Annotated in this window: 21 protein-coding genes, 1 pseudogene and 1 other annotated feature; of the genes and pseudogenes, 13 read left to right on the forward strand and 9 right to left on the reverse strand. The window is 56.5% G+C overall.

Annotation, left to right across the window (positions count from 1 at the left end; translation table 11 throughout):
• Window positions 1–69: 69 nt before the first annotated feature.
• The 7 genes from dnaX to IM294_RS08075 all read left to right on the forward strand — a co-directional run bounded on the left by dnaX (window position 70) and on the right by IM294_RS08075 (window position 8,269).
• Window positions 70–1,998 carry a DNA polymerase III subunit gamma/tau gene (gene dnaX, locus IM294_RS08045; RefSeq protein ID WP_041911056.1) on the forward strand — a complete coding sequence of 643 codons (1,929 nt, stop codon included), beginning with the start codon at window positions 70–72 and terminating at the stop codon, window positions 1,996–1,998.
• Window positions 1,328–1,392 (forward strand) — a sequence feature (DnaX frameshifting element). It overlaps the preceding gene by 65 nt.
• A 54-nt stretch (window positions 1,999–2,052) precedes the next feature.
• Window positions 2,053–2,385, forward strand: a complete 333-nt coding sequence (locus tag IM294_RS08050) for a YbaB/EbfC family nucleoid-associated protein (protein WP_003858972.1) — start codon at window positions 2,053–2,055, stop codon at window positions 2,383–2,385.
• A complete protein-coding gene (gene recR, locus IM294_RS08055; RefSeq protein WP_006809843.1) occupies window positions 2,385–2,990 on the forward strand; it encodes a recombination mediator RecR in 606 nt (201 codons plus the stop codon). The genes IM294_RS08050 and recR overlap by 1 nt, the downstream gene beginning before the upstream one ends.
• 110 nt (window positions 2,991–3,100) lie before the next feature.
• Window positions 3,101–4,975: a molecular chaperone HtpG gene (gene htpG, locus IM294_RS08060; RefSeq protein WP_126818311.1), complete on the forward strand. Its 1,875-nt coding sequence runs from the start codon at window positions 3,101–3,103 to the stop codon at window positions 4,973–4,975.
• Window positions 4,976–5,170: 195 nt separating this feature from the next.
• Window positions 5,171–5,815 (forward strand): adenylate kinase, encoded by a 645-nt coding sequence (adk, locus tag IM294_RS08065; protein WP_006809841.1) that lies wholly within the window; start codon window positions 5,171–5,173, stop codon window positions 5,813–5,815.
• A gap of 124 nt (window positions 5,816–5,939) precedes the next feature.
• A complete protein-coding gene (gene hemH / locus IM294_RS08070; RefSeq protein WP_126818312.1) occupies window positions 5,940–6,902 on the forward strand; it encodes a ferrochelatase in 963 nt (320 codons plus the stop codon).
• Between the two features lie 62 nt (window positions 6,903–6,964).
• A complete protein-coding gene (locus IM294_RS08075; RefSeq protein WP_045260696.1) occupies window positions 6,965–8,269 on the forward strand; it encodes an inosine/guanosine kinase in 1,305 nt (434 codons plus the stop codon).
• A gap of 93 nt (window positions 8,270–8,362) precedes the next feature.
• On the opposite strand, the gene ybaL is transcribed toward IM294_RS08075, so the two are convergent.
• Together ybaL and IM294_RS08085 are read right to left on the reverse strand one after the other, a co-directional pair.
• Complete coding sequence (gene ybaL, locus IM294_RS08080) at window positions 8,363–10,039, reverse strand: YbaL family putative K(+) efflux transporter (RefSeq protein WP_041911052.1); 1,677 nt, start codon at window positions 10,037–10,039, stop codon at window positions 8,363–8,365.
• A gap of 232 nt (window positions 10,040–10,271) precedes the next feature.
• Window positions 10,272–11,480 carry an MFS transporter gene (locus IM294_RS08085; protein WP_028012201.1) on the reverse strand — a complete coding sequence of 403 codons (1,209 nt, stop codon included), beginning with the start codon at window positions 11,478–11,480 and terminating at the stop codon, window positions 10,272–10,274.
• Between the two features lie 164 nt (window positions 11,481–11,644).
• On the opposite strand from IM294_RS08085, the gene ushA reads away from it, so the two are divergent.
• On the forward strand, window positions 11,645–13,297 hold the full coding sequence (gene ushA / locus IM294_RS08090) for a bifunctional UDP-sugar hydrolase/5'-nucleotidase UshA (protein ID WP_028012202.1): 1,653 nt from the start codon (window positions 11,645–11,647) through the stop codon (window positions 13,295–13,297).
• Between the two features lie 120 nt (window positions 13,298–13,417).
• Here the strand turns inward: ushA and ybaK are convergent, their stop codons facing one another.
• The 7 genes from ybaK to IM294_RS08125 form a co-directional block, all read right to left on the reverse strand.
• The gene (gene ybaK / locus IM294_RS08095; RefSeq protein WP_008499307.1) at window positions 13,418–13,897 is read right to left on the reverse strand and encodes a Cys-tRNA(Pro)/Cys-tRNA(Cys) deacylase YbaK; all 480 of its coding nucleotides are present in this window, start codon (window positions 13,895–13,897) and stop codon (window positions 13,418–13,420) included.
• A gap of 198 nt (window positions 13,898–14,095) precedes the next feature.
• The gene (locus tag IM294_RS08100) at window positions 14,096–14,890 is read right to left on the reverse strand and encodes a TraB/GumN family protein (protein ID WP_049000966.1); all 795 of its coding nucleotides are present in this window, start codon (window positions 14,888–14,890) and stop codon (window positions 14,096–14,098) included.
• A gap of 50 nt (window positions 14,891–14,940) precedes the next feature.
• Window positions 14,941–17,439 (reverse strand): copper-exporting P-type ATPase CopA, encoded by a 2,499-nt coding sequence (gene copA / locus IM294_RS08105; protein WP_126818313.1) that lies wholly within the window; start codon window positions 17,437–17,439, stop codon window positions 14,941–14,943.
• Window positions 17,440–17,714: 275 nt separating this feature from the next.
• Window positions 17,715–18,599: a type VI secretion system-associated protein TagO gene (locus tag IM294_RS08110; RefSeq protein WP_193360322.1), complete on the reverse strand. Its 885-nt coding sequence runs from the start codon at window positions 18,597–18,599 to the stop codon at window positions 17,715–17,717.
• Between the two features lie 4 nt (window positions 18,600–18,603).
• Window positions 18,604–18,936 carry a hypothetical protein gene (locus IM294_RS08115; protein WP_010428212.1) on the reverse strand — a complete coding sequence of 111 codons (333 nt, stop codon included), beginning with the start codon at window positions 18,934–18,936 and terminating at the stop codon, window positions 18,604–18,606.
• A 112-nt stretch (window positions 18,937–19,048) separates the two neighbouring features.
• The gene (locus IM294_RS08120; protein ID WP_045346406.1) at window positions 19,049–19,297 is read right to left on the reverse strand and encodes an ogr/Delta-like zinc finger family protein; all 249 of its coding nucleotides are present in this window, start codon (window positions 19,295–19,297) and stop codon (window positions 19,049–19,051) included.
• Window positions 19,298–19,336: 39 nt separating this feature from the next.
• On the reverse strand, window positions 19,337–20,473 hold the full coding sequence (locus tag IM294_RS08125) for a phage late control D family protein (protein ID WP_193360323.1): 1,137 nt from the start codon (window positions 20,471–20,473) through the stop codon (window positions 19,337–19,339).
• Window positions 20,474–20,626: 153 nt separating this feature from the next.
• Between IM294_RS08125 and IM294_RS08130 the strand changes: the two genes are divergently transcribed.
• From IM294_RS08130 to IM294_RS22240, 5 genes and pseudogenes are all read left to right on the forward strand, one after another.
• Entirely contained in the window at window positions 20,627–21,808 is a 1,182-nt protein-coding gene (locus tag IM294_RS08130; RefSeq protein ID WP_193360324.1) for a phage tail sheath family protein, read from the forward strand.
• Window positions 21,809–22,324 (forward strand): phage major tail tube protein, encoded by a 516-nt coding sequence (locus IM294_RS08135; protein ID WP_006117904.1) that lies wholly within the window; start codon window positions 21,809–21,811, stop codon window positions 22,322–22,324.
• A gap of 48 nt (window positions 22,325–22,372) precedes the next feature.
• Entirely contained in the window at window positions 22,373–22,690 is a 318-nt protein-coding gene (locus IM294_RS08140; RefSeq protein ID WP_193360325.1) for a phage tail assembly protein, read from the forward strand.
• Between the two features lie 5 nt (window positions 22,691–22,695).
• Complete coding sequence (locus tag IM294_RS08145) at window positions 22,696–22,851, forward strand: GpE family phage tail protein (protein WP_032424037.1); 156 nt, start codon at window positions 22,696–22,698, stop codon at window positions 22,849–22,851.
• A pseudogene (locus IM294_RS22240) lies at window positions 22,838–24,532 on the forward strand (phage tail tape measure protein); the annotation flags it as partial. The gene IM294_RS08145 and the pseudogene IM294_RS22240, both read left to right, overlap by 14 nt.
• Window positions 24,533–24,580 lie beyond the last annotated feature (48 nt).

A 24,580-nucleotide genomic window follows, 5' to 3' on the forward strand; every position in this document is an offset into this window, starting at 1 on the left:
GCTCAATGGGTGAGGTTGTGATAGCATTCCCCTCCATAAATTCACCTTCCAGCGTTGCAGAGCCTGCCCATGAGTTATCAGGTGTTAGCCCGTAAATGGCGACCACAAACCTTTGCTGACGTTGTCGGTCAGGAACATGTGCTGACGGCCCTGGCGAACGGCTTGTCGCTAGGTCGCATCCATCACGCCTATCTTTTTTCCGGCACCCGCGGCGTCGGTAAGACTTCTATTGCCCGTCTGCTGGCGAAAGGTCTGAACTGCGAAACCGGGATCACCGCCACCCCGTGCGGCGTGTGTGACAATTGCCGCGAGATCGAGCAGGGGCGTTTTGTCGATCTGATCGAGATCGACGCCGCCTCGCGCACCAAGGTGGAAGACACCCGCGATCTGCTCGACAACGTGCAGTACGCCCCGGCGCGCGGCCGCTTCAAGGTCTACCTGATCGATGAAGTGCACATGCTGTCGCGCCACAGCTTTAACGCCCTGCTGAAAACGCTGGAAGAGCCGCCCGCGCACGTTAAATTCCTGCTGGCGACCACCGATCCGCAAAAGCTGCCGGTCACCATCCTGTCGCGCTGCCTGCAGTTCCACCTGAAGGCGCTGGACGTTGAGCAGATCCGCGCGCAGCTTGAGCACATCCTTGATGAAGAGAAGATCGTTCACGAGCCGCGCGCCTTGCAGCTGCTGGCCCGCGCGGCTGACGGCAGCCTGCGTGATGCGCTAAGCCTGACCGACCAGGCGATTGCCAGCGGTGACGGCAAGCTCTCGACCGAAGCGGTCAGCACCATGCTCGGCACGCTGGATGACGATCAGGCGCTGTCGCTCATCGAAGCGATGATTGCCGCCAACGGTGAGCGCGTGATGTCGCTGGTGAACGCGGCCGCTGCCCGCGGTATTGAGTGGGAAGCGCTGCTGGTCGAGATGCTCAGCCTGCTGCACCGCGTGGCGATGCTGCAGCTGTCTCCGTCGGCCATCGGTGCGGATATGGCCGCCATTGAACAGCGGATGCGTGAACTTGCCCGCACCGTGCCGCCTGCCGACGTGCAGCTGTATTACCAGACGCTGCTGATTGGCCGCAAAGAGTTACCGTTCGCACCGGACCCCAGGATGGGCGTCGAAATGACGCTGCTGCGCGCGCTGGCGTTCCACCCGCGCATGCCGTTGCCGGAACCGGAAGCGCCGCGGCAGTCTTTTGCCCCGGTCGCCCCTACGGCGGTGATGTCACCGCAGCAGGTGCCACCGCAGCCGACGCCGCCGCCACAGCAAAACGTGCCGCTGTCGGATGCCACCAGTTCGGTGCTTGCCGCACGCAGCCAACTGCAGCGTGCGCAGGGAGTAACCAAACCAAAAAAGAGTGAACCGGCAGCGCCAGGAAGAGCGCGGCCGGTGAACAACGCCGCGCTTGAACGACTGGCCTCGGTAACGGAGCGCGTACAGTCGCGTCCGGCACCGTCCGCGCTCGAGCAGAAAGCCCCGGTGAAAGAAGAGGCTTACCGCTGGAAGGCGACCACCGTTGTTGAAACGGTCAAGGAAGTGGTCGCCACGCCGAAAGCGCTGAAAAAGGCGCTGGAGCATGAAAAAACGCCGGAGCTTTCCGCGAAGCTCGCCGAAGAATCTATTGCACGCGACGCCTGGGCCGCTGAGGTCAGCAAACTCCAGTTGCCGAAGCTGGTGGAGCAGGTCGCGCTGAACGCCTGGAAAGAGCAGGACGGCAATCAGGTGCGTCTGCACCTGCGTCCGGGCCAGCGGCACCTCAATTCCCCTGGCGCGCAAAAGGCGCTGGCCGAGGCGCTTGCTGCTTTACAGGGTTCACCGGTTGAATTGACTATCATTGAAGATGATAATCCGGCAGTGAAAACGCCGCTCGAGTGGCGCCAGGCCATTTATGAAGAGAAGCTTGCGCAGGCGCGCGAGGCAATTATTGCGGATAACAACATCCAGACCCTGCGCCGGTTCTTCGACGCCGATCTGGATGAAGAGAGTATTCGCCCCATTTGATCGTGAGTCTGACTTACGGTTGTAATCCTTAAACGTGAAAGAAGAGAGAAGCCTATGTTTGGTGGAAAAGGCGGTCTGGGTGGCCTGATGAAGCAGGCTCAGCAGATGCAGGAAAAAATGCAGAAGATGCAGGAAGAGATCGCTCAGCTGGAAGTCACGGGTGAATCCGGTGCCGGTCTGGTCAAGGTGACCATCAACGGTGCGCACAACTGCCGTCGCGTTGAAATCGACCCGAGCCTGCTCGAAGACGACAAAGAGATGCTGGAAGATCTGGTTGCAGCCGCGTTTAACGATGCCGCTCGCCGTATCGACGAAACCCAGAAAGAGAAAATGGCCTCTGTTTCCAGCGGTATGCAGCTGCCGCCGGGCTTTAAGATGCCATTCTGATGCAAACCAGTCCGCTGCTCACGCAGTTAATGGAAGCACTGCGCTGCCTGCCGGGCGTTGGCCCGAAGTCGGCGCAGCGCATGGCGTTTACGCTATTGCAGCGCGACCGCAGCGGCGGGATGCGCCTGGCGCAGGCTTTAACCCGCGCCATGTCAGAAATTGGTCACTGTGCGGATTGCCGGACCTTTACCGAGCAGGACGTGTGTAACATCTGTACGAACCCGCGTCGTCAGGAAAACGGTCAGATTTGCGTGGTGGAGAGTCCGGCGGACATCTACGCCATCGAACAAACCGGGCAGTTTTCCGGCCGCTATTTTGTGCTGATGGGGCATCTCTCCCCGCTGGACGGCATTGGCCCGGACGATATCGGTCTTGACCGCCTTGAACAGCGTCTTGAGTCCGAAACCATCAAAGAGGTGATCCTCGCCACCAACCCCACGGTGGAAGGGGAGGCAACCGCCAACTATATCGCCGAGCTGTGCGCGCAGTACGGCGTTGACGCCAGCCGCATCGCCCACGGCGTGCCGGTCGGCGGCGAGCTGGAGATGGTCGATGGCACCACGCTGTCGCACTCGCTGGCCGGACGACACAAGATTATTTTCTGACCAAACGGAGGCTGCGCGCGCGGCCTCCGCTTGAAAATTTCCCCCCTCATCCCCATCTCTCACTCAACGTTTTACAACCCCATTAAATGGCATTGTTGAGGTCGACTTAGATGAAAGGACAAGAAACCCGTGGTTTCCAGTCAGAAGTAAAACAGCTTCTGCACCTGATGATCCATTCCCTGTATTCCAACAAAGAAATTTTCCTGCGTGAGCTGATTTCCAACGCCTCCGATGCGGCGGACAAGCTGCGCTTCCGCGCGCTGTCCAACCCGGATCTGTATGAAGGCGACGGCGAGCTGCGCGTGCGCGTCTCTTTCAACAAAGAGAACCGCACCCTGACCATCGCTGATAACGGCATCGGGATGAACCGCGACGAGGTGATCGACCACCTCGGGACCATCGCTAAATCCGGCACCAAAGCGTTCCTGGAGTCCATGGGCTCTGACCAGGCGAAAGACAGCCAGCTGATTGGCCAGTTCGGCGTGGGCTTCTACTCGGCGTTTATCGTGGCGGACAAAGTCACCGTGCGCACCCGCGCGGCGGGCGACAGCGCCGAGAACGGCGTGCTGTGGGAATCCAAAGGGGAAGGCGAATACACCGTTGATGACATCACTAAAGCGGATCGCGGCACCGAAATCACCCTCCACCTGCGCGAAGGGGAAGACGATTTCCTGAACGACTGGCGCGTACGCTCCATCATCAGCAAATATTCCGACCACATCGCGCTGCCGGTAGAGATTGAAAAACAGGAAGAGAAAGACGGTGAAACCGTTGTTTCCTGGGAGAAAATCAACAAGGCGCAGGCGCTGTGGACGCGTAACAAGGCTGAAATCAAAGACGACGAGTACAACGAGTTTTATAAGCACATCGCTCACGACTTTACCGACCCGCTGACCTGGAGCCACAACCGCGTGGAAGGGAAGCAGGAGTACACCAGCCTGCTGTACATTCCGGCGCAGGCACCGTGGGACATGTGGAACCGCGATCACAAGCACGGCCTGAAGCTGTACGTGCAGCGCGTCTTCATCATGGACGATGCCGAGCAGTTCATGCCGAACTACCTGCGCTTTGTTCGTGGCCTGATAGACTCCAACGATCTGCCGCTGAACGTCTCCCGCGAAATCCTCCAGGATAGCACCGTCACACGTAATCTGCGTAACGCCCTGACCAAACGTGCGTTGCAGATGCTGGAAAAACTGGCGAAAGACGACGCGGAAAAATACCAGACCTTTTGGAAACAGTTCGGCCTGGTGCTGAAAGAAGGTCCAGCGGAAGACATGGCGAACGTTGAAACCATCGCTAAACTGCTGCGCTTCGCCTCTACGCACACCGACTCCTCCGCCCAGACCGTGTCGCTGGAAGAGTACGTCTCCCGCATGAAAGAAGGGCAGGAGAAGATCTACTACATCACCGCTGACAGCTATGCGGCAGCGAAGAGCAGCCCGCACCTGGAGCTGCTGCGTAAGAAAGGCATCGAAGTGCTGTTGCTTTCTGACCGCATCGACGAGTGGATGATGAACTACCTGACCGAGTTCGATGGTAAGGCGTTCCAGTCCGTTGCCAAAGCCGACGAGTCCATCGACAAGCTGGCGGATGAAGTGGACGAAAGCGCGAAAGAAGCCGAGAAGGCGCTGGAGCCGTTCGTTGAGCGTGTCAAAACCCTGCTGGGCGACCGCGTGAAAGAGGTACGCTTCACGCACCGTCTGACCGATACTCCGGCGATTGTCACCACCGATGCGGACGAAATGAGCACCCAGATGGCGAAGCTGTTCGCCGCGGCGGGCCAGTCCGTGCCGGAAGTGAAATATATCTTTGAGCTTAATCCGGATCATCCGCTGGTGAAACGCGCGGCGGATACCCAGGATGAAGCTCGCTTTGCCGAGTGGGTTGAACTGCTGCTGGATCAGTCTCTGCTGGCCGAGCGCGGCACCCTTGAAGATCCTAACCTGTTCATTAAACGTGTGAATGCGCTGCTGCTGGCGTAACTGACCACGTCTCCCCTGGTCTTCTCCCTCTCCCCGTGGGAGAGGGCCGGGGTGAGGGCACCAGACCGCACTCTCCCAAATTATCTCCCCCCATTAACCGTTTCAGCCTTCCCGCCTTCCTTGAGCCACGCCCGTTCTGGTGGTATTGTTTAGCGCTTTTGAAAAATTGAAACGACATTTGAGGGGATTTTCGCAATGCGTATTATTCTGCTTGGCGCTCCGGGCGCGGGTAAAGGAACTCAGGCTCAGTTCATCATGGAGAAATACGGTATTCCGCAAATCTCCACCGGTGACATGCTGCGCGCCGCTGTAAAATCTGGCTCCGAGCTGGGTAAACAAGCGAAAGACATCATGGACGCAGGCAAGCTGGTAACCGACGAGCTGGTTATCGCGCTGGTTAAAGAGCGCATTGCGCAGGAAGACTGCCGCAACGGTTTCCTGCTGGACGGCTTCCCGCGCACCATTCCTCAGGCTGACGCCATGAAAGAAGCGGGCATCAACGTGGACTACGTTCTGGAGTTCGACGTACCGGACGAGCTGATCGTTGACCGTATCGTTGGCCGTCGCGTGCACGCTGCCTCTGGCCGCGTTTACCACATCAAATTCAACCCGCCTAAGGTTGAAGGCAAAGACGACGTGACCGGCGAAGAGCTGACCACCCGTAAAGACGATCAGGAAGAGACCGTGCGTAAACGCCTGGTGGAATACCATCAGATGACCGCGCCGCTGATTGGCTACTACACCAAAGAAGCGCAGGCGGGTAACACCAAATACGCCAAAGTTGACGGCACCAAAGCCGTGGCTGACGTACGTGCAGAGCTGGAAAAAATCCTCGGCTAATCACGCGCCTCTCACCCGGGCTTCCGGGTGAGAAATATTCTCATCTTACCTATTACAGCAATGGGTTTCGTTTAAACGCATTTCCGCTACAATTGACAACCTATCAAATGGTTAAGAGGCGTGAATGAGTCAGGCGAAAACCGGCATCCTGCTTGCCAATCTGGGCACTCCAGAAGCACCCACTCCAGCGGCGGTAAAACGCTACCTGCGACAATTTTTAAGCGACACGCGCGTCGTGGATTTTCCGAGACTGCTGTGGTGGCCGCTGCTGCGTGGCGTCATTCTGCCGATTCGCTCTCCGCGCGTCGCCAAACTTTATCAGTCCGTCTGGATGGAGGAGGGCTCGCCGCTGATGGTGTACAGCCGTCGTCAGGAAAAAGCGCTGGCCGCCCGTCTGCCGGATATGCCCGTCGCACTCGGCATGAGCTACGGTAAACCTTCGCTGGAAAGTGCCGTCGATGCGCTGCTGGCACAGGGCGTGGATCATATCGTCGTGCTGGCCTTGTATCCGCAGTACTCCTGCTCGACGGTGGCCGCCGTCTGGGACGAGCTGGCGCGTATTCTGAAGACGCGCCGCCGCATTCCGGGCGTGACCTTTATTCGCGATTATGCGGATAACGAGCTCTACATTAAGGCGCTTGCCAACAGCGCCCGAGCATCGTTTGAAAAGCACGGCGAACCGGATCTGCTGCTGCTCTCCTATCACGGTATTCCGCAGCGTTTCGCCAACGAAGGGGATGATTACCCCCAGCGCTGCCGCGATACCACCCGCGAGCTGGTCTCCGCCCTTGGCCTGCCGCCGGAGAAGGTGATGATGACCTTCCAGTCGCGCTTTGGCCGCGAGCCGTGGCTGACGCCGTACACCGATGAAACCCTCAAAATGCTCGGCGAGAAGGGCGTAAAGCACATTCAGGTGATGTCGCCGGGCTTCTCGGCGGACTGCCTTGAAACGCTGGAGGAGATCGCGGTGCAAAACCGGGAATTTTTCCTTGAGGCCGGCGGCGAAAAGTATGAGTACATTCCGGCGCTTAACGACTCACCTGAGCATATCGACATGATGGTCTCGCTGGTGACGAACAGCCGCTGATCGCACTCCGGGCCGGGTTTGTGCTACCATTCCCGGCCCATATTCTTCGTACAGTTCAGACCATGAAATTTCCCGGTAAACGCAAATCCAAACACTACTTTCCCGTCGATGCCCGCGATCCGCTCCTGCAGCAAATCCAGCCTGAAAATGAAACCAGCGCGGCCTGGGTTGTCGGTATCGACCAGACGCTGGTGGACATTGAAGCGAAAGTGGATGATGAGTTTGTCGCCCGTTACGGTCTGAGCGCCGGTCACTCGCTGGTGATTGAGGACGACGTTGCCGAAGCGCTGTACCAGGAGCTGGTGCGCGAAAATCTGATTACCCATCAGTTCGCTGGCGGCACCATCGGCAACACCATGCACAACTACTCGGTGCTGGCAGATGACCGCTCGGTGCTGCTCGGCGTGATGTGCAGCAATATCGAAATCGGTGGCTACGCCTACCGCTACCTGTGCAACACCTCCAGCCGCACCGATCTGAACTATCTCCAGGGCGTAGACGGGCCGATTGGCCGCTGCTTTACGCTGATCGGCGAATCCGGCGAGCGTACCTTTGCCATCAGCCCGGGCCACATGAACAAGCTGCGCGCGGAAAGCATTCCCGAAGAGGTGATCGCGGGCGCGTCTGCGCTGGTGCTGACCTCCTACCTGGTGCGCTGCAAGCCGGGCGAGCCGATGCCGGAAGCGACCATGAAGGCGATTGAGTACGCCAAAAAGTACGATGTGCCGGTGGTGTTAACCCTGGGCACCAAATTCGTGATTGCCGATAACCCGGAGTGGTGGCAGACCTTCCTGAAAGAGCACGTCTCCATTCTGGCGATGAACGAAGAAGAGGCCGAGGCGCTGACCGGTGAAAGCGATCCGCTGCTGGCGTCCGACAAAGCGCTGGACTGGGTGGATCTGGTGCTCTGCACCGCGGGTCCGGTTGGGCTGTATATGGCGGGGTTCACGGAAGAAGAGAGCAAGCGCAAAACCCAGCACCCGCTGCTGCCGGGGGCGATTGCGGAGTTCAACCAGTACGAGTTCAGCCGCGGCATGCGCCACAAAGACTGCGTGAATCCGCTGCGTATCTACTCCCACATTGCGCCGTATATGGGCGGGCCGGAGAAGATCATGAACACTAACGGCGCGGGCGACGGCGCGCTTGCCGCGCTGCTGCATGACATTACCGCGAACGCCTATCACAAAACTAACGTGCCGAACTCCAGCAAGCACAAGTTCAGCTGGCTGACCTATTCCTCGCTGGCGCAGGTGTGTAAGTACGCCAACCGCGTGAGCTACCAGGTACTGAACCAGCATTCGCCGCGCTTAACGCGCGGTCTGCCGGAACGAGAAGACAGCCTCGAAGAGGCGTACTGGGACAGGTAAAAGCAAAACGGCAACCTGTGGTTGCCGTTTTTAGTATTTGTTCCCTCTCCCTGTGGGAGAGGGCCAGGGTGCGGGCATCAGGCCGCAGCAAACTTACCCCGTAACTGCCTCTTCAACTGGCGGCTTCGTCAGCAGCGTCAGCATGGTGTTCGCAATCTCACGCTCGCCCATCACCACCTGATTCGCGCCGCGCTCGGTGATGTACTCTACCTCGTCGTCATAGTGCGCTCGGGCAATGATCTCAATACCGGGGCACTTCTCACGCGCGGAGGCCACAATCTCACCCGCTTCATAACCGTTTGGAATGGTCAGCAGCAGCCAGCGGGCACAGTCCAGATGCGCCAGCTCCATGATCTCTTCGTTCGCCGCATTGCCCAGCACCGCACGAATCCCGCGCTCGCGAAGCTCATCCACGCGGGTGCGTGACGTCTCAATCACCACCAGCGGGATCCCCTGCGCCATCAGCTTCTCGCCGAGCAGGCTGCCGACGCGGCCAAAGCCCACCAGCAGGGCGTGATTACAAATATCCACCGGGATCTGCTTCTCTTCTTCCGTTGCCTCTTCCAGCGTCTGCTCTTCGAGGGTTTCGGTCTTCTCGAGGTATTTTTCCAGCAAGGCAAACAATACCGGGTTTAGCATGATGGAGAGGATTGCCCCCGCCAGCACCAGATTTTGCCCCGCCTGCGGCAGCAGGTTCAGGGCCATGCCCAGACCGGCCAGAATAAAGGCGAACTCGCCAATCTGCGCCAGGCTGGCGGCAATGGTCAGCGCCGTGCGCGGGGAGTGGCCGAACATTCGCACCAGGAAGAAAGCCGCGAGCGACTTACCAAAAATAATGATCGCCAGCGTGCCCAGCACGGCCAGCGGCTGCTGGATCAGCACCAGCGGGTCGAACAGCATCCCGACGGAGACGAAGAACAACACGGCAAACGCATCGCGCAGCGGCAGCGTGTCGTGCGCCGCACGGTGGCTCAGCTCGGATTCGTTCAGCACCATCCCGGCGAAGAACGCCCCCAGGGCAAAGGAGACATCAAACAGCTCAACGGCACCGAAGGCGATGCCCAGCGCCAGCGCAAGGACGGAGAGGGTAAACAGCTCCCGGGAGCCGGTCGCCGCGCTGCGGGACATGATCCACGGCACCAGACGGCGGCCCACCAGCATCATGATGGCGATAAAGGCCACCACCTTACCGATGGTGATGCTCATATCCAGCGCCAGCGAGGCGAAGCCAATGTTCTCTTTTTCCATCATCCCGGCGACGGCGGGCAGCAGCACCAGCGTCAACACCATCACCAGATCTTCAACAATCAGCCAGCCAATCGCGATTTGCCCGCGCTGGCTGTCTATCAGCTGCCTCTCTTCAAGCGCGCGCAGCAGCACCACGGTACTGGCGGTGGAGAGGCACAGCCCAAAGACGATGCCGGTCATCAGCGACCAGCCCAGCACTGCCGAAAGCGCCATGCCCAGCAGCGTCGCCACCCCTATCTGGGCGATCGCTCCGGGTATGGCGATCGACTTTACCGCCATCAGGTCCTTCAGCGAAAAATGCAGACCGACGCCAAACATCAGCAGGATCACGCCGAGTTCCGCCAGCTCTGGCGCCAGTTTGGTATCCGCCACGAAGCCTGGCGTGAAAGGCCCCGCCAGTACACCCGCTAACAAATAGCCGACAAGAGGAGAAATACGCAGCTTATTGGCAATCATGCCAAGGATAAAAGCGAGCACAAGTCCACCAACAATGGTGGTAATAAGCGGTGTGGCGTGGTGCATTCCGTCTCCTTTCGTGGTGAGTGTTCCATTTTTGGCGTGAATACCAAAAAGCCAGGTAATAGTTTATGACAATTTTTGCCCTTATGTTTATGAATAATTGTTGAAGTTTGAATAAAACGGCAATATGCGATTAAAAAGGCGCATATTGATAAATTCAGAGTGGGGATGAAGAGGAAACCCTTATCGCATAAGGGGGAAGGGTAGCCAAAGCATAACTTTAGCTACCCGTAAATCACGCTTTATGACGATTATCAGGCAGGAATATGGTCAACATCCCAAGAAGTGGCAGGAAAGCGCAGATTTTATAAACCAGGAAGATGCTGGTGTGATCCGCAACCATCCCTAATACCGCTGCACCCAGCCCGCCCATGCCGAAGGCGAAACCGAAAAAAAGTCCGGAAACCATACCGATACGACCCGGCAGCAGCTCCTGGGCATAGACCAGAATGGCGGAAAACGCGGAGGCGAGGATAAAACCAATAATCACGGTCAAAATCCCCGTCCATTCAAGGCTGGCGTACGGCAAAATGAGGGTAAAGGGCGCCACGCCGAGGATAGAGCCCCAAATGACATATTTACGGCCAATTTTATCCCCCACCGGCCCGCCAATTACCGTTCCTGCGGCCACCGCGAAGAGGAAAGCAAACAGATGGAACTGCGCGTTTTGTACCGATAATCCGAATTTTTGCATCAGATAAAAGGTGTAATAGCTGCTGATGCTCGCCATATAGAAGTATTTCGAGAAAATCAGCACCAGCAGCACGGAGACCGCAAGAATGACCTTATTACGAGGCAGGGGATTGATAACCTTCGCTTTAGGTTTCCCTTTGTTCACGCGATGCTGGGCGGCGTACCAGCGGCTGATCTGTGCCAGCACGACAATGGCGAGCAGGGCGGCCAGCACAAACCAGGCCACATTGCCTTTGCCATACGGGGCGATAATCACCGCCGCCAGCAGCGGGCCGAGGGAGCTACCGAAGTTGCCCCCTACCTGGAAGAGTGACTGCGCCAGCCCGTGACGGCCACCGGAGGCCATACGCGCCACGCGTGAGGACTCCGGATGGAAGACGGACGAGCCGGTTCCCACCAGCGCGGCGGCGAGCAGAACCGCTTCAAAACTGCCTGCCATGGCCAGCAGCACCAGCCCGCTTAAGGTAAAGCACATGCCTATCGGCAGCGACCACGGCATCGGGTATTTATCCGTCCAGTAACCCACCACCGGCTGCAGCAGCGACGAGGCCAGCTGGAAGGTCAGGGTGATCATCCCGATCTGTACGAAGGTTAACGAAAACTCGGACTGCAGCAGCGGGTAGATCGCCAGAATCAACGACTGGATCATGTCGTTGAGCAGGTGCGAGAGGCTGATTGCGCCTAAAACTTTAAAAGAGGTGCGCGACGCCGGCGCGCCCGGAGCGGGCTGGGTTGATTCACTGATTGCCATAAATACCACGTCAATTTGTTATTAGAGATGCAGGGAGTAATTATTATCCGACTAACATACTCGTCCGTGACATTTGAAGAAAGTCGCAATTCTGAAAACTTATTTGTCTATTCTTGTTAGTCACTGTAATTTTTGCCTTTGTCTATTGGTCAGGGAGAGAGAAGATGAAGTTAATGAAGCGGGGCGTCGCGCTGGCGCTTATTGCCGCATGGGGCCTGGCAAGCCTGCCCGCGCAGGCGTATGAAAAAGATAAAACCTATAAAATCACCATTCTGCATACCAACGATCATCACGGTCATTTCTGGCGCAGTGAATACGGCGAGTATGGTCTGTCGGCGCAAAAAACGCTGGTGGACGGCATTCGCAAAGAGGTGGCGGCCCAGGGCGGCAGCGTGTTGCTGCTGTCGGGCGGGGATATTAATACCGGCGTGCCGGAATCGGATTTACAGGATGCTGAACCCGATTTCCGCGGCATGAATTTAATCGGTTACGACGCGATGGCCGTCGGCAACCACGAGTTTGACAATCCGCTGAGCGTGCTGCGCCAGCAGGAGAAATGGTCCAAATTCCCGTTCCTCTCCGCCAATATTTACCAGAAAAGCACCGGCGAACGTCTGTTTAAACCGTGGGCGCTGTTTAAGCGTCAGGATCTCAAAATCGCGGTCATCGGCTTAACCACCGACGATACGGCAAAAATCGGTAACCCTGAGTTCTTCACCGATATCGAATTCCGCAAACCGGCAGACGAAGCGAAGCTGGTGATTCAGGAGCTGCAGCAGAACGAAAAGCCGGACGTGATTATCGCCACTACCCACATGGGACACTACGATAACGGCGAGCACGGCTCCAATGCGCCCGGCGACGTGGAGATGGCGCGCAGCCTGCCAGCGGGCTCGCTGGCGATGATTGTGGGCGGTCACTCGCAGGATCCGGTGTGCATGGCGTCGGAGAACAAAAAGCAGGTGGACTACGTGCCGGGCACGCCGTGTGCGCCAGATCGTCAGAACGGGATCTGGATTGTGCAGGCCCACGAGTGGGGTAAATACGTGGGTCGGGCGGACTTTGAGTTTCGTAACGGTGAGATGAAGCTGGTGCGCTATCAGCTCATCCCGGTGAACCTGAAGAAGAAAGTCACCTACCCGGACGGGAAAAGCGAGCGCGTACTTTACACGCCAGAGATTGCTGAAAACCAGCAGATGCTCTCCCTGCTGACGCCGTTCCAGAACAAAGGCAAGGCGCAGCTGGACGTGAAAATCGGCACGCTGAACGGTCGTCTGGAAGGGGACCGCAGTAAAGTCCGCTTCGTGCAGACCAACATGGGCCATCTGGTGCTGGCGGCGCAGATGGCGCGCACGAATGCGGACTTCGGCGTGATGAGCGGCGGCGGCATTCGTGACTCCATCGAAGGCGGAAACATCACCTATAAAGACGTGCTGAAGGTGCAGCCGTTCGGCAACGTGGTGGTGTATGCGGATATGAGCGGGAAAGAGGTCGTTGACTACCTGACCGCCGTGGCGCAGATGAAGCCGGACTCGGGTGCCTATCCGCAGTTTGCCAACGTCAGCTTTGTGGCGAAGGACGGCAAGCTCAACGATCTGAAAATCAAAGGCGAGCCGGTAGACCCGGCGAAAACCTACCGTCTGGCGACGTTAAGCTTTAACGCCACCGGCGGCGACGGCTATCCGCACATCGATAATAAACCGGGCTACGTAAACACCGGTTTTATTGATGCGGAAGTGCTGAAGCAGTACATCGAGCAGAACTCGCCGATTGACGTGAATGCCTATGAGCCGAAAGGTGAGGTGAGCTGGCAGTAGTGTTGTGCGGCCTGATGCCCTCACCCCAACCCTCTCCCACCGGGAGAGGGCGCGAACACAAAAAACGGTAACGTCTGTTACCGTTTTGCTTTTACCTCGTAGCCGCCACCCGGCTTTTTTTTACTCCCGGCGGGCAATATCCGCAAACTTCGCGTCCAGCATTTTCGCCAGATCGCCCGCGGCCAGTTCAATATCCAGCCCGCGTTTACCGCCCGAAATATAGATCGTCTCAAATTCCTGCGAAGGCGCATCGATCAGCGTCGGCAGCCGTTTTTTCTGTCCGAGCGGGCTGATCCCGCCCACCAGATAGCCCGTGGTGCGTTGCGCAACCATCGGGTCCGCCATATCCACCTTTTTCGCCCCCAGCGCTTTCGCTACCTTTTTGAGATCGAGCTGTCCGGCAACGGGCGTTACCGCCACGGCGAGGTGCTTCATATCGCCATTCACCGCCACCAGCAGCGTTTTATAGACCTGGTCAGCGTTCAGCCCCAGTTTGCGCACCACTTCATCACCAAAGTTGGTTTCGTTCGGATCGTGATCGTAAGTATGGATCCGGAAAGAAATATTGTTTTTTTCGAGTAATTTAACGGCGGGAGTCATAGCTATCCTTCTTACGTCAGACAATTCATGCAGCCAGCATACGCCTGACGTTTGTCTAAAAAATAGCACCATCTTGCGCAATAGTGTTGGCAGTGATGGTCACTTTGAGCGACAATCGGCTCAGCCGAAGGTCACTTCGGTATAATAAAAACGATGAAATTCCTCTTTGACGGGCCAATAGAGATATTGGCCATTTTTTTATTTCAACAGCGACGGCAAATTCCCTTCGCCGTATAAATGCAACGCCCCGACCGCGACCACGTACTCCCCCGCAGGTAAAGCATGCAGCGTCTCTCGCCAGGCTTTGTTGCGCGCATTCATCAGCACATCATAAAGCGATTCACTGAACGTCGACGGTAGCGCCAGCTTACCGTCCGCGGGCGGCGCATCCAGCCACCAGCCAATCATGGTTTGCAGCAGACGCGCGTTGGTGTGCCAGTGGGTCAGGGTATCATCCAGCAGCATCAGACCGTCGTCAGGAAGCTGGCGCAGGAGCGCAATCTGGCTGTCCGTCCCTTCCAGCTCGATGATGGGCATACGGCGCGCCCGCGCCACGTTCAGCAGCTGGTAATCAATGCCGTAGTCACCGCGCAGGCCCAGACGCTGCGCCTGCGTGGCCTGCAGCACCATCGCAATTTGCCACAGCGGCAGGTTGTCAATCATGGAGAGCGACACGCCGGTTTCTGCCGCCACGCGCCTCAGCTCCGCGAGCTGGTCGTCGTTCAGGCGCTCCGCCAGCGGAAGATCGCTTTCAAGCCCGGCAAACGGCGACTCGTGGCCGGAAATGTCGGCCTCGACGACCAGCGCGTCGGCGCGCTTCAGGCGTTTTATCAGACCGGATGGTAGAGGAGACATTCCCTGCGTGCCCATATGGATGCTGCCGACCAGGTGCAGGTGTTGCCCGCCGGGAAGCGAGATATCCAGGCCGGGCCAGGCATAGCGGCGGGGGAAGAGGGCGCGAAACGATGCTTTTATACGATTAAACAGACTCATACGCGCTCCATGACCGGAAAGGGTCATGCTAGCGCGTACGAGAACAAGGTTCAATCCTTCGGTTTAAACCGCAGCAGACGGTTGGCGTTGCTCACCACGGTAATGGAGGAGAGTGCCATCGCCGCACCCGCAACCACCGGGTTCAGCAGGGTGCCGGTCAGCGGCCACAAAATGCCGGCAGCAACCGGAATACCGAGCGAGTTATAGACGAACGCTCCCAGCAGGTTCTGCTTCATGTTGCGCAACGTAGCTTTCGAAATGGCCAGGGCGTCGGCAACGCCCATCAGGCTGTGGCGCATCAGCGTGATGGCCGCGGTTTCGATGGCGACATCGCTCCCGCCCCCCATGGCTATCCCTACGTCCGCCTGGGCCAGCGCCGGGGCGTCGTTGATGCCGTCGCCCACCATCGCCACCTGGCGACCCTGACTTTGCAGGTTCTTGATGGCGTCCGCTTTGCCGTCCGGCAGCACGCCCGCAATCACCTCATCAATACCGGCCTCTTTCGCGATGGCGTTGGCGGTGGTCGGGTTATCCCCGGTCAGCATCACCAGGCGATAGCCCGCGCGGTGCAGGCGCTGTAAGGCATCCACGCTGTCCTGGCGAAGCGGATCGCGCACGGCCAGCAGCGCGGCGGCTTTGCCATCCACCGCCAGCAGAACCGGGGTGGCGCCCCGAGACGCCTGTGCTTTCAGCTCTTCTTCCAGCGCGGACGTATCAACACCGTTTTCATTCAGCAATGCCTGGTTACCCAGCAGCAGCGCGTGGCCGTCGGCTTCACCGCTGACGCCGAGCCCGCGCAGGGTACGGAAATTGCTGACCTGCGGCAGGGCAGAAGCATTCGCCTTATCGAGAATGGCGCGGGCCAGCGGGTGGCTGGAACCCTGCTCCAGCGCGGCGGCAAGGCGCAGCGCGTCCTCTTGCGTAATGCCAGCGGTACTCACGGCCACTACCTGCGGTTTGCCCTCGGTCAACGTGCCGGTTTTATCAAAGACAATCGTATCCAGGGTGCTCGCCCGCTGCAGGGCATCCGCATCACGGACCAGCACGCCAAACTCGGCGGCACGGCCCACGCCGGAGATAATCGACATCGGCGTCGCCAGGCCAAGAGCGCACGGACAGGCGATGATCAGCACCGTAGTGGCGATGACCAGGGTGTAGACAATTTGAGGTGCCGGGCCGAAGAAATACCAGATCGCCGCGCTCAGCAGCGCAATGCCGACCACTACCGGCACAAAAATGGCCGAGATTTTGTCAGCAAGCTGGCCAATCTCCGGCTTGCTGCTCTGGGCCTGGCGGACCATGCGGATAATACGCGACAGCGTGGTGTGGCTACCGACGGCACTGGCGCGGAACAGCACGCTGCCGTCCTGCACTACCGTACCGGCATGAACCGCATCGCCCTGTGATTTTTGCTGGGGGATCGGCTCCCCGGTCAACATCGCTTCATCCAACCAGGCGTCGCCCTGGGTGATTTCACCGTCGACGGGCACCCGGTCGCCGGTGGTCAGGCGCAGCGTCATGCCCGGCTGTACCTCAGCCAGCGGGACGCTTTTTTCCCCATCGTCCGTGACCACGCGGGCCGTCGGCGGGGTTAAATCGAGCAAGCGTTCCAGCGCTTTCGAGGAGCGCTGACGGGCGCGCGCTTCCAGCATGTGGCCCAGGTTAATCAGGCCGATAATCATGGCGCTGGCTTCATAATAGAGATGGCGGGCTTCCATCGGGAACCACTGGGGCCAGACGTTCACGCTCATGGAGTACAGCCACGCCGCGCCGGTACCGAGCGCAACCAGCGTATCCATCGTCGCCGTGCGGTTTTTCAGGCTCTTCCAGGCGCTGGTATAAAAATGCCCACCTGCAAAGACCATGACCGCAAGGGTAATTAAACCAATCACCAGCCACAGCGTGCGGTTGTCTGCGGTGACCATCATGTTGTCACCCATCATGCCCCACACCATCACCGGAATACCGACCAGCAGGGCGACGATCGCCTGCCAGCGGAAGCGCTTCATGGTGGCAATAGCCGTTTCCTGCTGGCGTTCGCGGCGCTCGGCATCATCTTCGATGGCCTCCGCCCCGTAGCCCGCTTTTTCCACGGCCTGCACTAAATCTGCGGCGGAGGCACTGCCCATCACCAGCGCAGTACGCTCCGCAAGGTTGACCCGTGCCTGTGCGACGCCCGGTACCGCCTGCAGGGCGTTCTGCACGCGGGAGACGCAGCTGGCGCAGCTCATGCCGTTGATCAGCAGCTGTTGGCTGTCATCAATATCATCCGCTGCCGGAAGCTCAGGAGTGGCCGCTGTCAGTGCTTCCGACGGGGATGATGACTCTGCCAGCGGGTTAGCCTTTGGGTGGCTTAACTCCGCCCCATAACCGGCCTGTTTAATGGTATCAATCAGCGCGTCCGCGCTGGCGCTGCCGGTCACGGCGGCATGGTCGATAGTCACTTCAGCGCTTTCAACGTCAGGACGCTGTTCCAGGCTTTCTTTAACGCGTTTGACGCAGTGGCCGCAGGAGAGGCCGTCCAGCGTCAGGTCGATAGTGTGAGACATAACAAAACTCCCGTATAATATATTGGTCAGTTGTTGACCGGAGTAACGCTTTTCGCTAACTGTTATGAAGGTTAAACCTTCCATCAAGGGGAAGGTCAAGAATTTAAATTGCTGATTGAAAGGGATTTTTAAAATCAGCGTCCACATAGCGTCCACACTTCGACAAAAGTGTCCACATTACAATGACAAAGCCCCGCTTATTGAGCGGGGCTTTTTTCATAACAAGTTACTCTTCATCGTCTGAAGGTAGCTCTGGTTAATGACATAAACTTCGTTTACTTCCAACCACAAGCTTTTTGAAGCGGTTTCATTGCATCTGAAAGGCCCTTCAGATCGAAGGTTGCACTCACAGGGGCTTCATTGTATGGGGTGATTCTGGTGAACATTTTGTCTGCTTTAGCTAGAGATTTAATGAAATCAATGTCACTACCCTTGTAAAAAACTGCTTTGGTATCAGTTGAGATAGACCATTCTTTTTCAACTGCTTTCTGCTTATCCAGGCGGTAGAGCATGCTCGTTTGCTCAAGACCTAGGTACACATCCCAGTTAATGAATACCTCCGTTTTCTTTTCGCGGCAGGCTACATATATTGTTGGAATCACACTTTCTCCAAAAGGTGTTCGAATGTAATCATTACTGTTAAGTGAGAGGATTATGTTTTTTGAGTCGTCTACCGGCGAGGTGCTAATTGATGTTTGCCACTTGCCAGGGTTAGAAACAGAATTTTCTACAGCTTCAGTTTCTGCGGATGTAGTCTGCGGGAATAGCTTGTCGAAACATGCCAGCCTTTTAGTGCCATTAATTTCACTTTGGCACTCTAACAACTTAGCTCGGTCAGGTTGCTGATAATCAGTTTTTGCTGACGTGTTTATCGTGCTTGTTGTAGCTTTAAACGTTGGTGAGAAGAAGCGATCGTAACAAGATAGTCGTTTATCGTTATCTTTCTCCTCAGGGCATTGATCTCTACTCTCGAATTTATCAGCATTTTGTGTTCGTGATGGCGGTATTGATTTGTCGTAACAAGAAAGTCGTTCAGCATTATTTTCCATAGTCCGACATTCAAGTACTGCATTGAAGTTTTTGTGTTCACTTCCTGCGTATACAGACGCTGCATTGAGTGCCATAAATGATGCTATTGCATTTAAAAACAGCTTTTTCATTTAATCATCCCTTTGGTCTTGTGAGGAATACAAGGATACCGATGATTATGTCGCCTATAACCCAGACACTAGCGATTGCCATTAAACCTAGACCGGTACCAATTGCAGCCCCAGCTCTTTCTGCATCGGAAGTTGCGTGATTTATTACTTCACCACTACCACCTAATCCTGCGAAGAGGCAGTAGATCATAAATAAGTTGAACAGTATAAAAGCCCACTTGATGACTTTTCCAAAAAGTGAACGCCGTGGCTTTTTAAGCTGCTTCCCACATGACGGGCAACGTAATGCTGTATCACTTACATCCTTAAGACACTCTGGACAGCTAACCAATGCCATAAACAAATCTCCTTAAATGAAAATCTTATCTTTTTGTTACAAATCATTGGGATTTTATCGGATTTGGACGCATTGACAAGTGAAAAGCCCCGTTACATTGCGGGGCTTTTGTTTAAATAATCAGGCTAAGTTGATTATTTCCATAGTGCGAGGCGGGAAAGGCATCGCGGGGGATGAAGTCTGGCGGTAACGGTGCAGTACCTGCACGCTTTGTTACCTCCCTTTCTACGCTGTTAAGCGTGGTGAATGACCGGCTACATTCCAGATTCTGACACTGGTGGTATTGCCGGATTGTCATATCGGTTATTTTACGGCTGGTACGGGTGCGGGCCATAGCGCCGCAAAAAGGACATCTGAACATAATGATGGCTCCCCTGTGGGAGTTGAACTCCATTTCATTTTATTCAGTTTCCGCTATCCAGTCAGGTATTTTCGCTTCCAGCTCCAGCCGGGTGGTAAAGCCGCTGTCGTCTATGACGTGCTCAGCACGCGCAATGATCCAGTCCTGATTGTCTATTTCATCCTTAAAACCGCTAACTGTGACGTGCATTTCGGGATAAAGCTCAGCGCGGCCACGCGCCAGGGTGATCGAGAACTCTGCCGCGCCACGCTGAAGCTGTTGCCATTTTGCCGCAGCTGCACGTTTTGCCGCTTCTTCATTCTGGTAAGTTTTTCGCAGCACATAAACGTTACCGTCTGCTCCCTCCATGTAATCACCCTCGCGGCTGCTGCTCTTCTCTTTTTTGGGCTTTGCAGGCTTGCGACGCTTAACGCTGACCTTTTTCTTTTTGCCAAAATTGAGATCCAGCCAGTAAGCCCTGACGCCGGTATACGCATCCCGATCGGCAATACGAAAGCGGTGACGGTCCCCACTCGTGCGGTCAATGCTGGCAGAGGGTATTGCCTTCCCGTCAGCGGTTACACCGCCACCCGGCAGGATAAACAGCAGACTGCTGTTCTTTACGGTGGCTATTGCGCCCAGCATTTCCGCCATGCGGGTAAGGAATGACATATCGCTTTCCTGCGTCTGGTCAGCGTGATCAATCTCAATATCCATGAGCATTTCACTGATCTGCGCTTTCAGACCGTAGCGGTGCGCAATGGCCGATACAACGCGCTCAACGGTCACGTCATGCCATGAGACTTCGCGCTTTACGTTGAACTCTTCACGAAAATCAGCGCTGCGGGCAGTAATACCAATGATATCACCCGGCCCTTCATGGGATACCTCATCAACCGTGTACAGTCCCTTGTAAATCAGCGGCTCACCCAGCCAGCCAATTGATACCGCAAGCTCAGCGCCACGCGGAGGCAGAGCAACCATACCGTCACTATCATCAACAGAAATGGAAAGCTGATCGGCATCAAAACCCCGATTGTCCGTCAGTGACAACGACATGATCCGCTCGTCAAGCTGCGTCCGTACCTTGCCGCCCATCGTTATGCTGAATCCCGGACTTTTTACCGCCTCGGTCAGTGAATCGTTATAACTGCTTACGGCGTCGTTAAGTGATTTTGTCAGGTCTGTAAGTGCCATGCTTTCCCCCTTCTTCCGGCGAAGGATCCCACGCGCGCGGGAGAGGCCAAATCGGTTTTTGTTGTCGCCGTCCGGCCAGACCCGCAATAGCGTGAGTGACATTCAGACATGAGGGATTATCACTGCGAACTCAATAACGTAATGGTGGCTAACATGTCAGAGACACGTTTCCACGGTGTACGCGTCCGGGAGAATACCGACCTGGTGACGGCCATCAATGACATTGAATCAAGTGTCATTGGGGTCGTTGCCGTAGCGGATGATGCCGACGCGGAAACCTTTCCCCTGAACACCCCCGTGTTGCTGACGCGGGTTAACAACGTGCTGGGTAAGGCGGGTAAAACCGGCTCCCTGTACAAAACACTCAAAGCCATCGCTGACCAGACCAGTCCGAAGGTTATCGTTGTGCGCGTGGCAGCAGCCACGGAAGAGGAAGGCGGTAAAACGCAGTCGCAGCTCATCATGGGTGGCACGGCAGAAGACGGCAGCTATACCGGCATGTACGCGTTTCTTACTGCCGAGCAGAAGGTGGGTTATCGTCCGCGCATTCTGGCCGTGCCGGGCTACGACACGGAAGAAGTGACCTCCGCGCTGTGCGTCATTGCACAAAACCTGCGCGCGTTTGTTTACGCCAGTTGCTATGGATGCAAAACGATGGCTGAAGCCACCGCATATCGTGCGACCTTCGCCTATCGCGAGCTAATGCTTATCTGGCCAGATTTCATCGCATACAACCCGCAGACAGGAGAAAACGAAACCTTCCCGGCCCCTGCGTATGCCTGCGGCCTGCGTGCGCTGATTGACAACAATCAGGGCTGGCATAAATCGCTTTCCAATGTATCGGTAAGCAACGTGCTGGGTATTTCGCAGGATGTTTTTTGGTCGCTTCAGGCCGAAGACAGCGACGGGAACGAACTGAACAACAAGGAGATCACGACGCTCATCAAGCGTAACGGTTTCCGGTTCTGGGGCAACCGCGTTACGGACACCAAAGACTATATCTTTGAGGTTTACACCCGTACGGCACAGATTCTGGCTGACAGTATCGCTGAGGCGCAATTTGAATCAGTGGACGAACCGCTAACCCCGGCCAACGTCAAGGACGTGGTCAGCGGCATCAGCGGCAAACTCAATTCGCTGGTGACGCAGGGGCGGCTAATTGGTGCTGAATGCTGGTTTGATATCCTGGATAACCCGACAACCGGTCTCCGTCAGGGTCAGGTACGCATTCGCTATAAATATACACCGGTTCCGCCAATGGAAGATCTGACGCTCTACCAGACCTTCACGGACGAGTATTTCGAATCGGCGTTTTCTTCCCTGGGAGGTGCATAAATGGCGGTTCCTCACAAACTGCGCCTGTTCACCTGCTTTGTGAACGGCAGCAACTGCATCGGCAAAGTCTCTTCCGTGACGCTGCCAAAACTGACCCGTAAAACTGAAGATTTTCAGGGCGGCGGGATGATTGGCTCCGCTGCGGTGGATCTCGGTCTGGACAGTGGCGCGCTGGACACCACGATGGTGGTTGGTGGTCTGGTTCAGTCGCTTCTGCTGAACTACTGCGGCGATATCGACGAGACCCGCTTCCGCTTCGCCGGTGAGTATTACACCGATGGTGAAAGCCTGCTGGTAGAGGTCGAACTGCGCGGCCGGATCACCGAAATGGACGGCGGCGAAAGCAAGCAGGGAGAAGACACCTCCGTCAGTTACACGATGAAGAACACCTATTACAAGCTCACTATCGACGATAAGCCGCTGTTTGAGTTTGATCTGCTGAACTTCATCTACAAGAAAGACGGCAAGAATATCTACCCTGACCGCATCACGTCTGCGCTGGGAATGGGTAACTGATTAACCTGATAAGTGGCGGCACAGCCGTGCCGCCCGGAGCATTCAACAATGAGCAAAAAAAACGATAACGCGATTACGCTGGCAAAACCCGTTGTTCGCGGCGATGAGAGAATTACTCAGGTAACGATCACGGATGAGATCAAACAGGCTGGTTCCCTCCGTGGGCTGAAGCTTGTCAACGTGATGAATATGGATGTTGATTCTGTGGCGGTGCTGCTGACCCGCGTCACGTCACCGCGCCTCAAACAGACCGAAATTAACGAAATGGATACCCGCGATTTCGTCAGCCTTTCAGAAGCGCTCGTCCCTTTTTTGACACCTGCGGGGTCTGGAGCATCGAGCGAGGCGGAGACGGAGAATCAGTAACACTCCTGCGGTTCGACCTGATCGACGATCTGGTTGCTGATATCGCGGTTGTTTTCAACTGGCCGCCCTCTGAAGTCTTCACGATGGAACTGGGCGAAGTCATAGCCTGGCGTGAGCGGGCGGCTGTCCGAAGTGGAGCCAGTGACAGTGAAAAGCCTTAATATCCGCGTCGCGTTCAGCGCGATCGATAAACTTACCCGCCCGGTCAATGCCGCCCGCCAGAGTGCGGGCGGTTTGTCTGAATCCCTCAAAAAAACGCAGTCCCGCATTAAAGATCTGGACAGTCAGTCACGCACGTTCAACCGTCTGCGTGACAGCGTACAAAAGACCTCCCGCAAAATCGACGACGCCAGCCGGACTCTCGAAGGGCTGAATCAGGCACAGCGGGAAGGCACACAGCTTACAGACAAGCAAAAAGCACATATGGCAGCGCTGGCCGCAAAGCTGGAGCGCCTTAACTCTGCACGTACGCAGGAAATGATTAAGCTGCGCGCCGCCTCACAGGCGCTGCGCAGCCACGGCGTTTCACTGGTCGGCAGCGATCGCACCATTCAGAGCGCCATACGCCGAACCGAACAGTACAACCAGACGCTTGAGCGAGAGCGGCGACAGCTTGCCGCTGTCACGCAGGCACGTGCGCGCTACGACCAGATGCAGCAAACGGCTGGCAAACTTCGCGGCGGTGGCACGATGGCCGTTGCCGGGGCCACTGCTGCTGGTTATGCAGCAGGGCGCTTTTTATCCCCTGCCGTTGGGTTTGACCGTGAAATGTCCCGCGTACAGGCGCTTACCCGCATAGATAAAAGCTCAGCAGACTTTTCGGCACTCCGCGATCAGGCCAAAAAGCTGGGTGCTGAAACTCAGTTCACCACGACTGACGCCGCCAGCGGCCAGGCATTCCTCGCTATGGCCGGTTTCACTCCGCAGGCCATTCAGGCCGCACTGCCTGGCGTGCTCAATATGGCGCTGGCCGGTGGTATGGATTTAGGTGAAAGCGCCGATATCAGCTCAAATATCCTGTCTCAGTTCCGCCTCGATCCTAAAGAAATGGATCGCGTCAGTGACGTATTAACTGGCGCATTCACCCGTACCAACACCGATCTGCAAAATATCGGTGAAGCAATGAAGTACGCTGGTACAGGTCTTTCCAACCTTGGCGTCAGCGTCGAACAGACAACGGCCATGATCGGCGTGATGGCGAACGTGGGTTTGCGCGGAAGTATCGCCGGTACTGGTTTACAGGCTACATTTTCACGCCTTGCCGCACCAACCGGCAGGGCGAAAGATGCCCTTAAAGAATTGGGCGTACAGGTCGCTGATGCAACGGGGAAAATGCGCCCTGCTGAAGTAGTTCTCACAGACCTCTATAAAAAGATCAGCAAATACGGCGATACCGATAAGCTCTCATTCTTCAAAGATATTGCCGGTGAAGAAGCGTCAAAATCATTCCAGGCTCTGGTTATGTCCGCAGGTAGTGGCGAACTTCAGAGGCTACTTGGTGAACTGAAAAATGCCAAAGGTGAGGCACAGAAAGCCGCCAAAATAATGGCGGATAACCTTGACGGCGATCTTAAAAATCTGGACAGCGCCTGGGAAGGCTTCCGCATCCAGATTAACGATCTCGTCAACAATCAGCTTCGCGGCCTGACGCAAGGTCTTAGCGACGTTGTGGGGAATATGACGCAATGGGCGAAGGAAAATCCGATGCTCGCCCAATCCCTGCTGGTTGTCGGCGGCAGTGTTCTGGCGCTGACCGCGGCCATTGGCGGCACATCGCTGGCTATCGGCCTGTTGATGGGGCCGCTGGCTAAACTCCAGTTAGGTTTTACCCTGCTGACAGGAGGCAGAGGCATAACCGGAACGATTGCAGCTCTGCGAACACTCGGAACG

Origin of the sequence: Enterobacter cloacae complex sp. P43RS (assembly GCF_014930585.1) — a bacterium.
GTDB classification, from domain to species: Bacteria; Pseudomonadota; Gammaproteobacteria; order Enterobacterales; family Enterobacteriaceae; genus Enterobacter; species Enterobacter bugandensis.

What these genes read in the sequence shown, in the direction of transcription:
- dnaX (WP_041911056.1), top strand. Translation starts at nt 70, where the DNA reads ATGAGTTATCAGGTGTTAGCCCGTAAATGGCGACCACAAACCTTTGCT.
- IM294_RS08050 (WP_003858972.1), top strand. Translation starts at nt 2,053, where the DNA reads ATGTTTGGTGGAAAAGGCGGTCTGGGTGGCCTGATGAAGCAGGCTCAG.
- recR (WP_006809843.1), top strand. Translation starts at nt 2,385, where the DNA reads ATGCAAACCAGTCCGCTGCTCACGCAGTTAATGGAAGCACTGCGCTGC.
- htpG (WP_126818311.1), top strand. Translation starts at nt 3,101, where the DNA reads ATGAAAGGACAAGAAACCCGTGGTTTCCAGTCAGAAGTAAAACAGCTT.
- adk (WP_006809841.1), top strand. Translation starts at nt 5,171, where the DNA reads ATGCGTATTATTCTGCTTGGCGCTCCGGGCGCGGGTAAAGGAACTCAG.
- hemH (WP_126818312.1), top strand. Translation starts at nt 5,940, where the DNA reads ATGAGTCAGGCGAAAACCGGCATCCTGCTTGCCAATCTGGGCACTCCA.
- IM294_RS08075 (WP_045260696.1), top strand. Translation starts at nt 6,965, where the DNA reads ATGAAATTTCCCGGTAAACGCAAATCCAAACACTACTTTCCCGTCGAT.
- ybaL (WP_041911052.1), bottom strand. Translation starts at nt 10,039, where the DNA reads ATGCACCACGCCACACCGCTTATTACCACCATTGTTGGTGGACTTGTG.
- IM294_RS08085 (WP_028012201.1), bottom strand. Translation starts at nt 11,480, where the DNA reads ATGGCAATCAGTGAATCAACCCAGCCCGCTCCGGGCGCGCCGGCGTCG.
- ushA (WP_028012202.1), top strand. Translation starts at nt 11,645, where the DNA reads ATGAAGTTAATGAAGCGGGGCGTCGCGCTGGCGCTTATTGCCGCATGG.
- ybaK (WP_008499307.1), bottom strand. Translation starts at nt 13,897, where the DNA reads ATGACTCCCGCCGTTAAATTACTCGAAAAAAACAATATTTCTTTCCGG.
- IM294_RS08100 (WP_049000966.1), bottom strand. Translation starts at nt 14,890, where the DNA reads ATGAGTCTGTTTAATCGTATAAAAGCATCGTTTCGCGCCCTCTTCCCC.
- copA (WP_126818313.1), bottom strand. Translation starts at nt 17,439, where the DNA reads ATGTCTCACACTATCGACCTGACGCTGGACGGCCTCTCCTGCGGCCAC.
- IM294_RS08110 (WP_193360322.1), bottom strand. Translation starts at nt 18,599, where the DNA reads ATGAAAAAGCTGTTTTTAAATGCAATAGCATCATTTATGGCACTCAAT.
- IM294_RS08115 (WP_010428212.1), bottom strand. Translation starts at nt 18,936, where the DNA reads ATGGCATTGGTTAGCTGTCCAGAGTGTCTTAAGGATGTAAGTGATACA.
- IM294_RS08120 (WP_045346406.1), bottom strand. Translation starts at nt 19,297, where the DNA reads ATGTTCAGATGTCCTTTTTGCGGCGCTATGGCCCGCACCCGTACCAGC.
- IM294_RS08125 (WP_193360323.1), bottom strand. Translation starts at nt 20,473, where the DNA reads ATGGCACTTACAGACCTGACAAAATCACTTAACGACGCCGTAAGCAGT.
- IM294_RS08130 (WP_193360324.1), top strand. Translation starts at nt 20,627, where the DNA reads ATGTCAGAGACACGTTTCCACGGTGTACGCGTCCGGGAGAATACCGAC.
- IM294_RS08135 (WP_006117904.1), top strand. Translation starts at nt 21,809, where the DNA reads ATGGCGGTTCCTCACAAACTGCGCCTGTTCACCTGCTTTGTGAACGGC.
- IM294_RS08140 (WP_193360325.1), top strand. Translation starts at nt 22,373, where the DNA reads ATGAGCAAAAAAAACGATAACGCGATTACGCTGGCAAAACCCGTTGTT.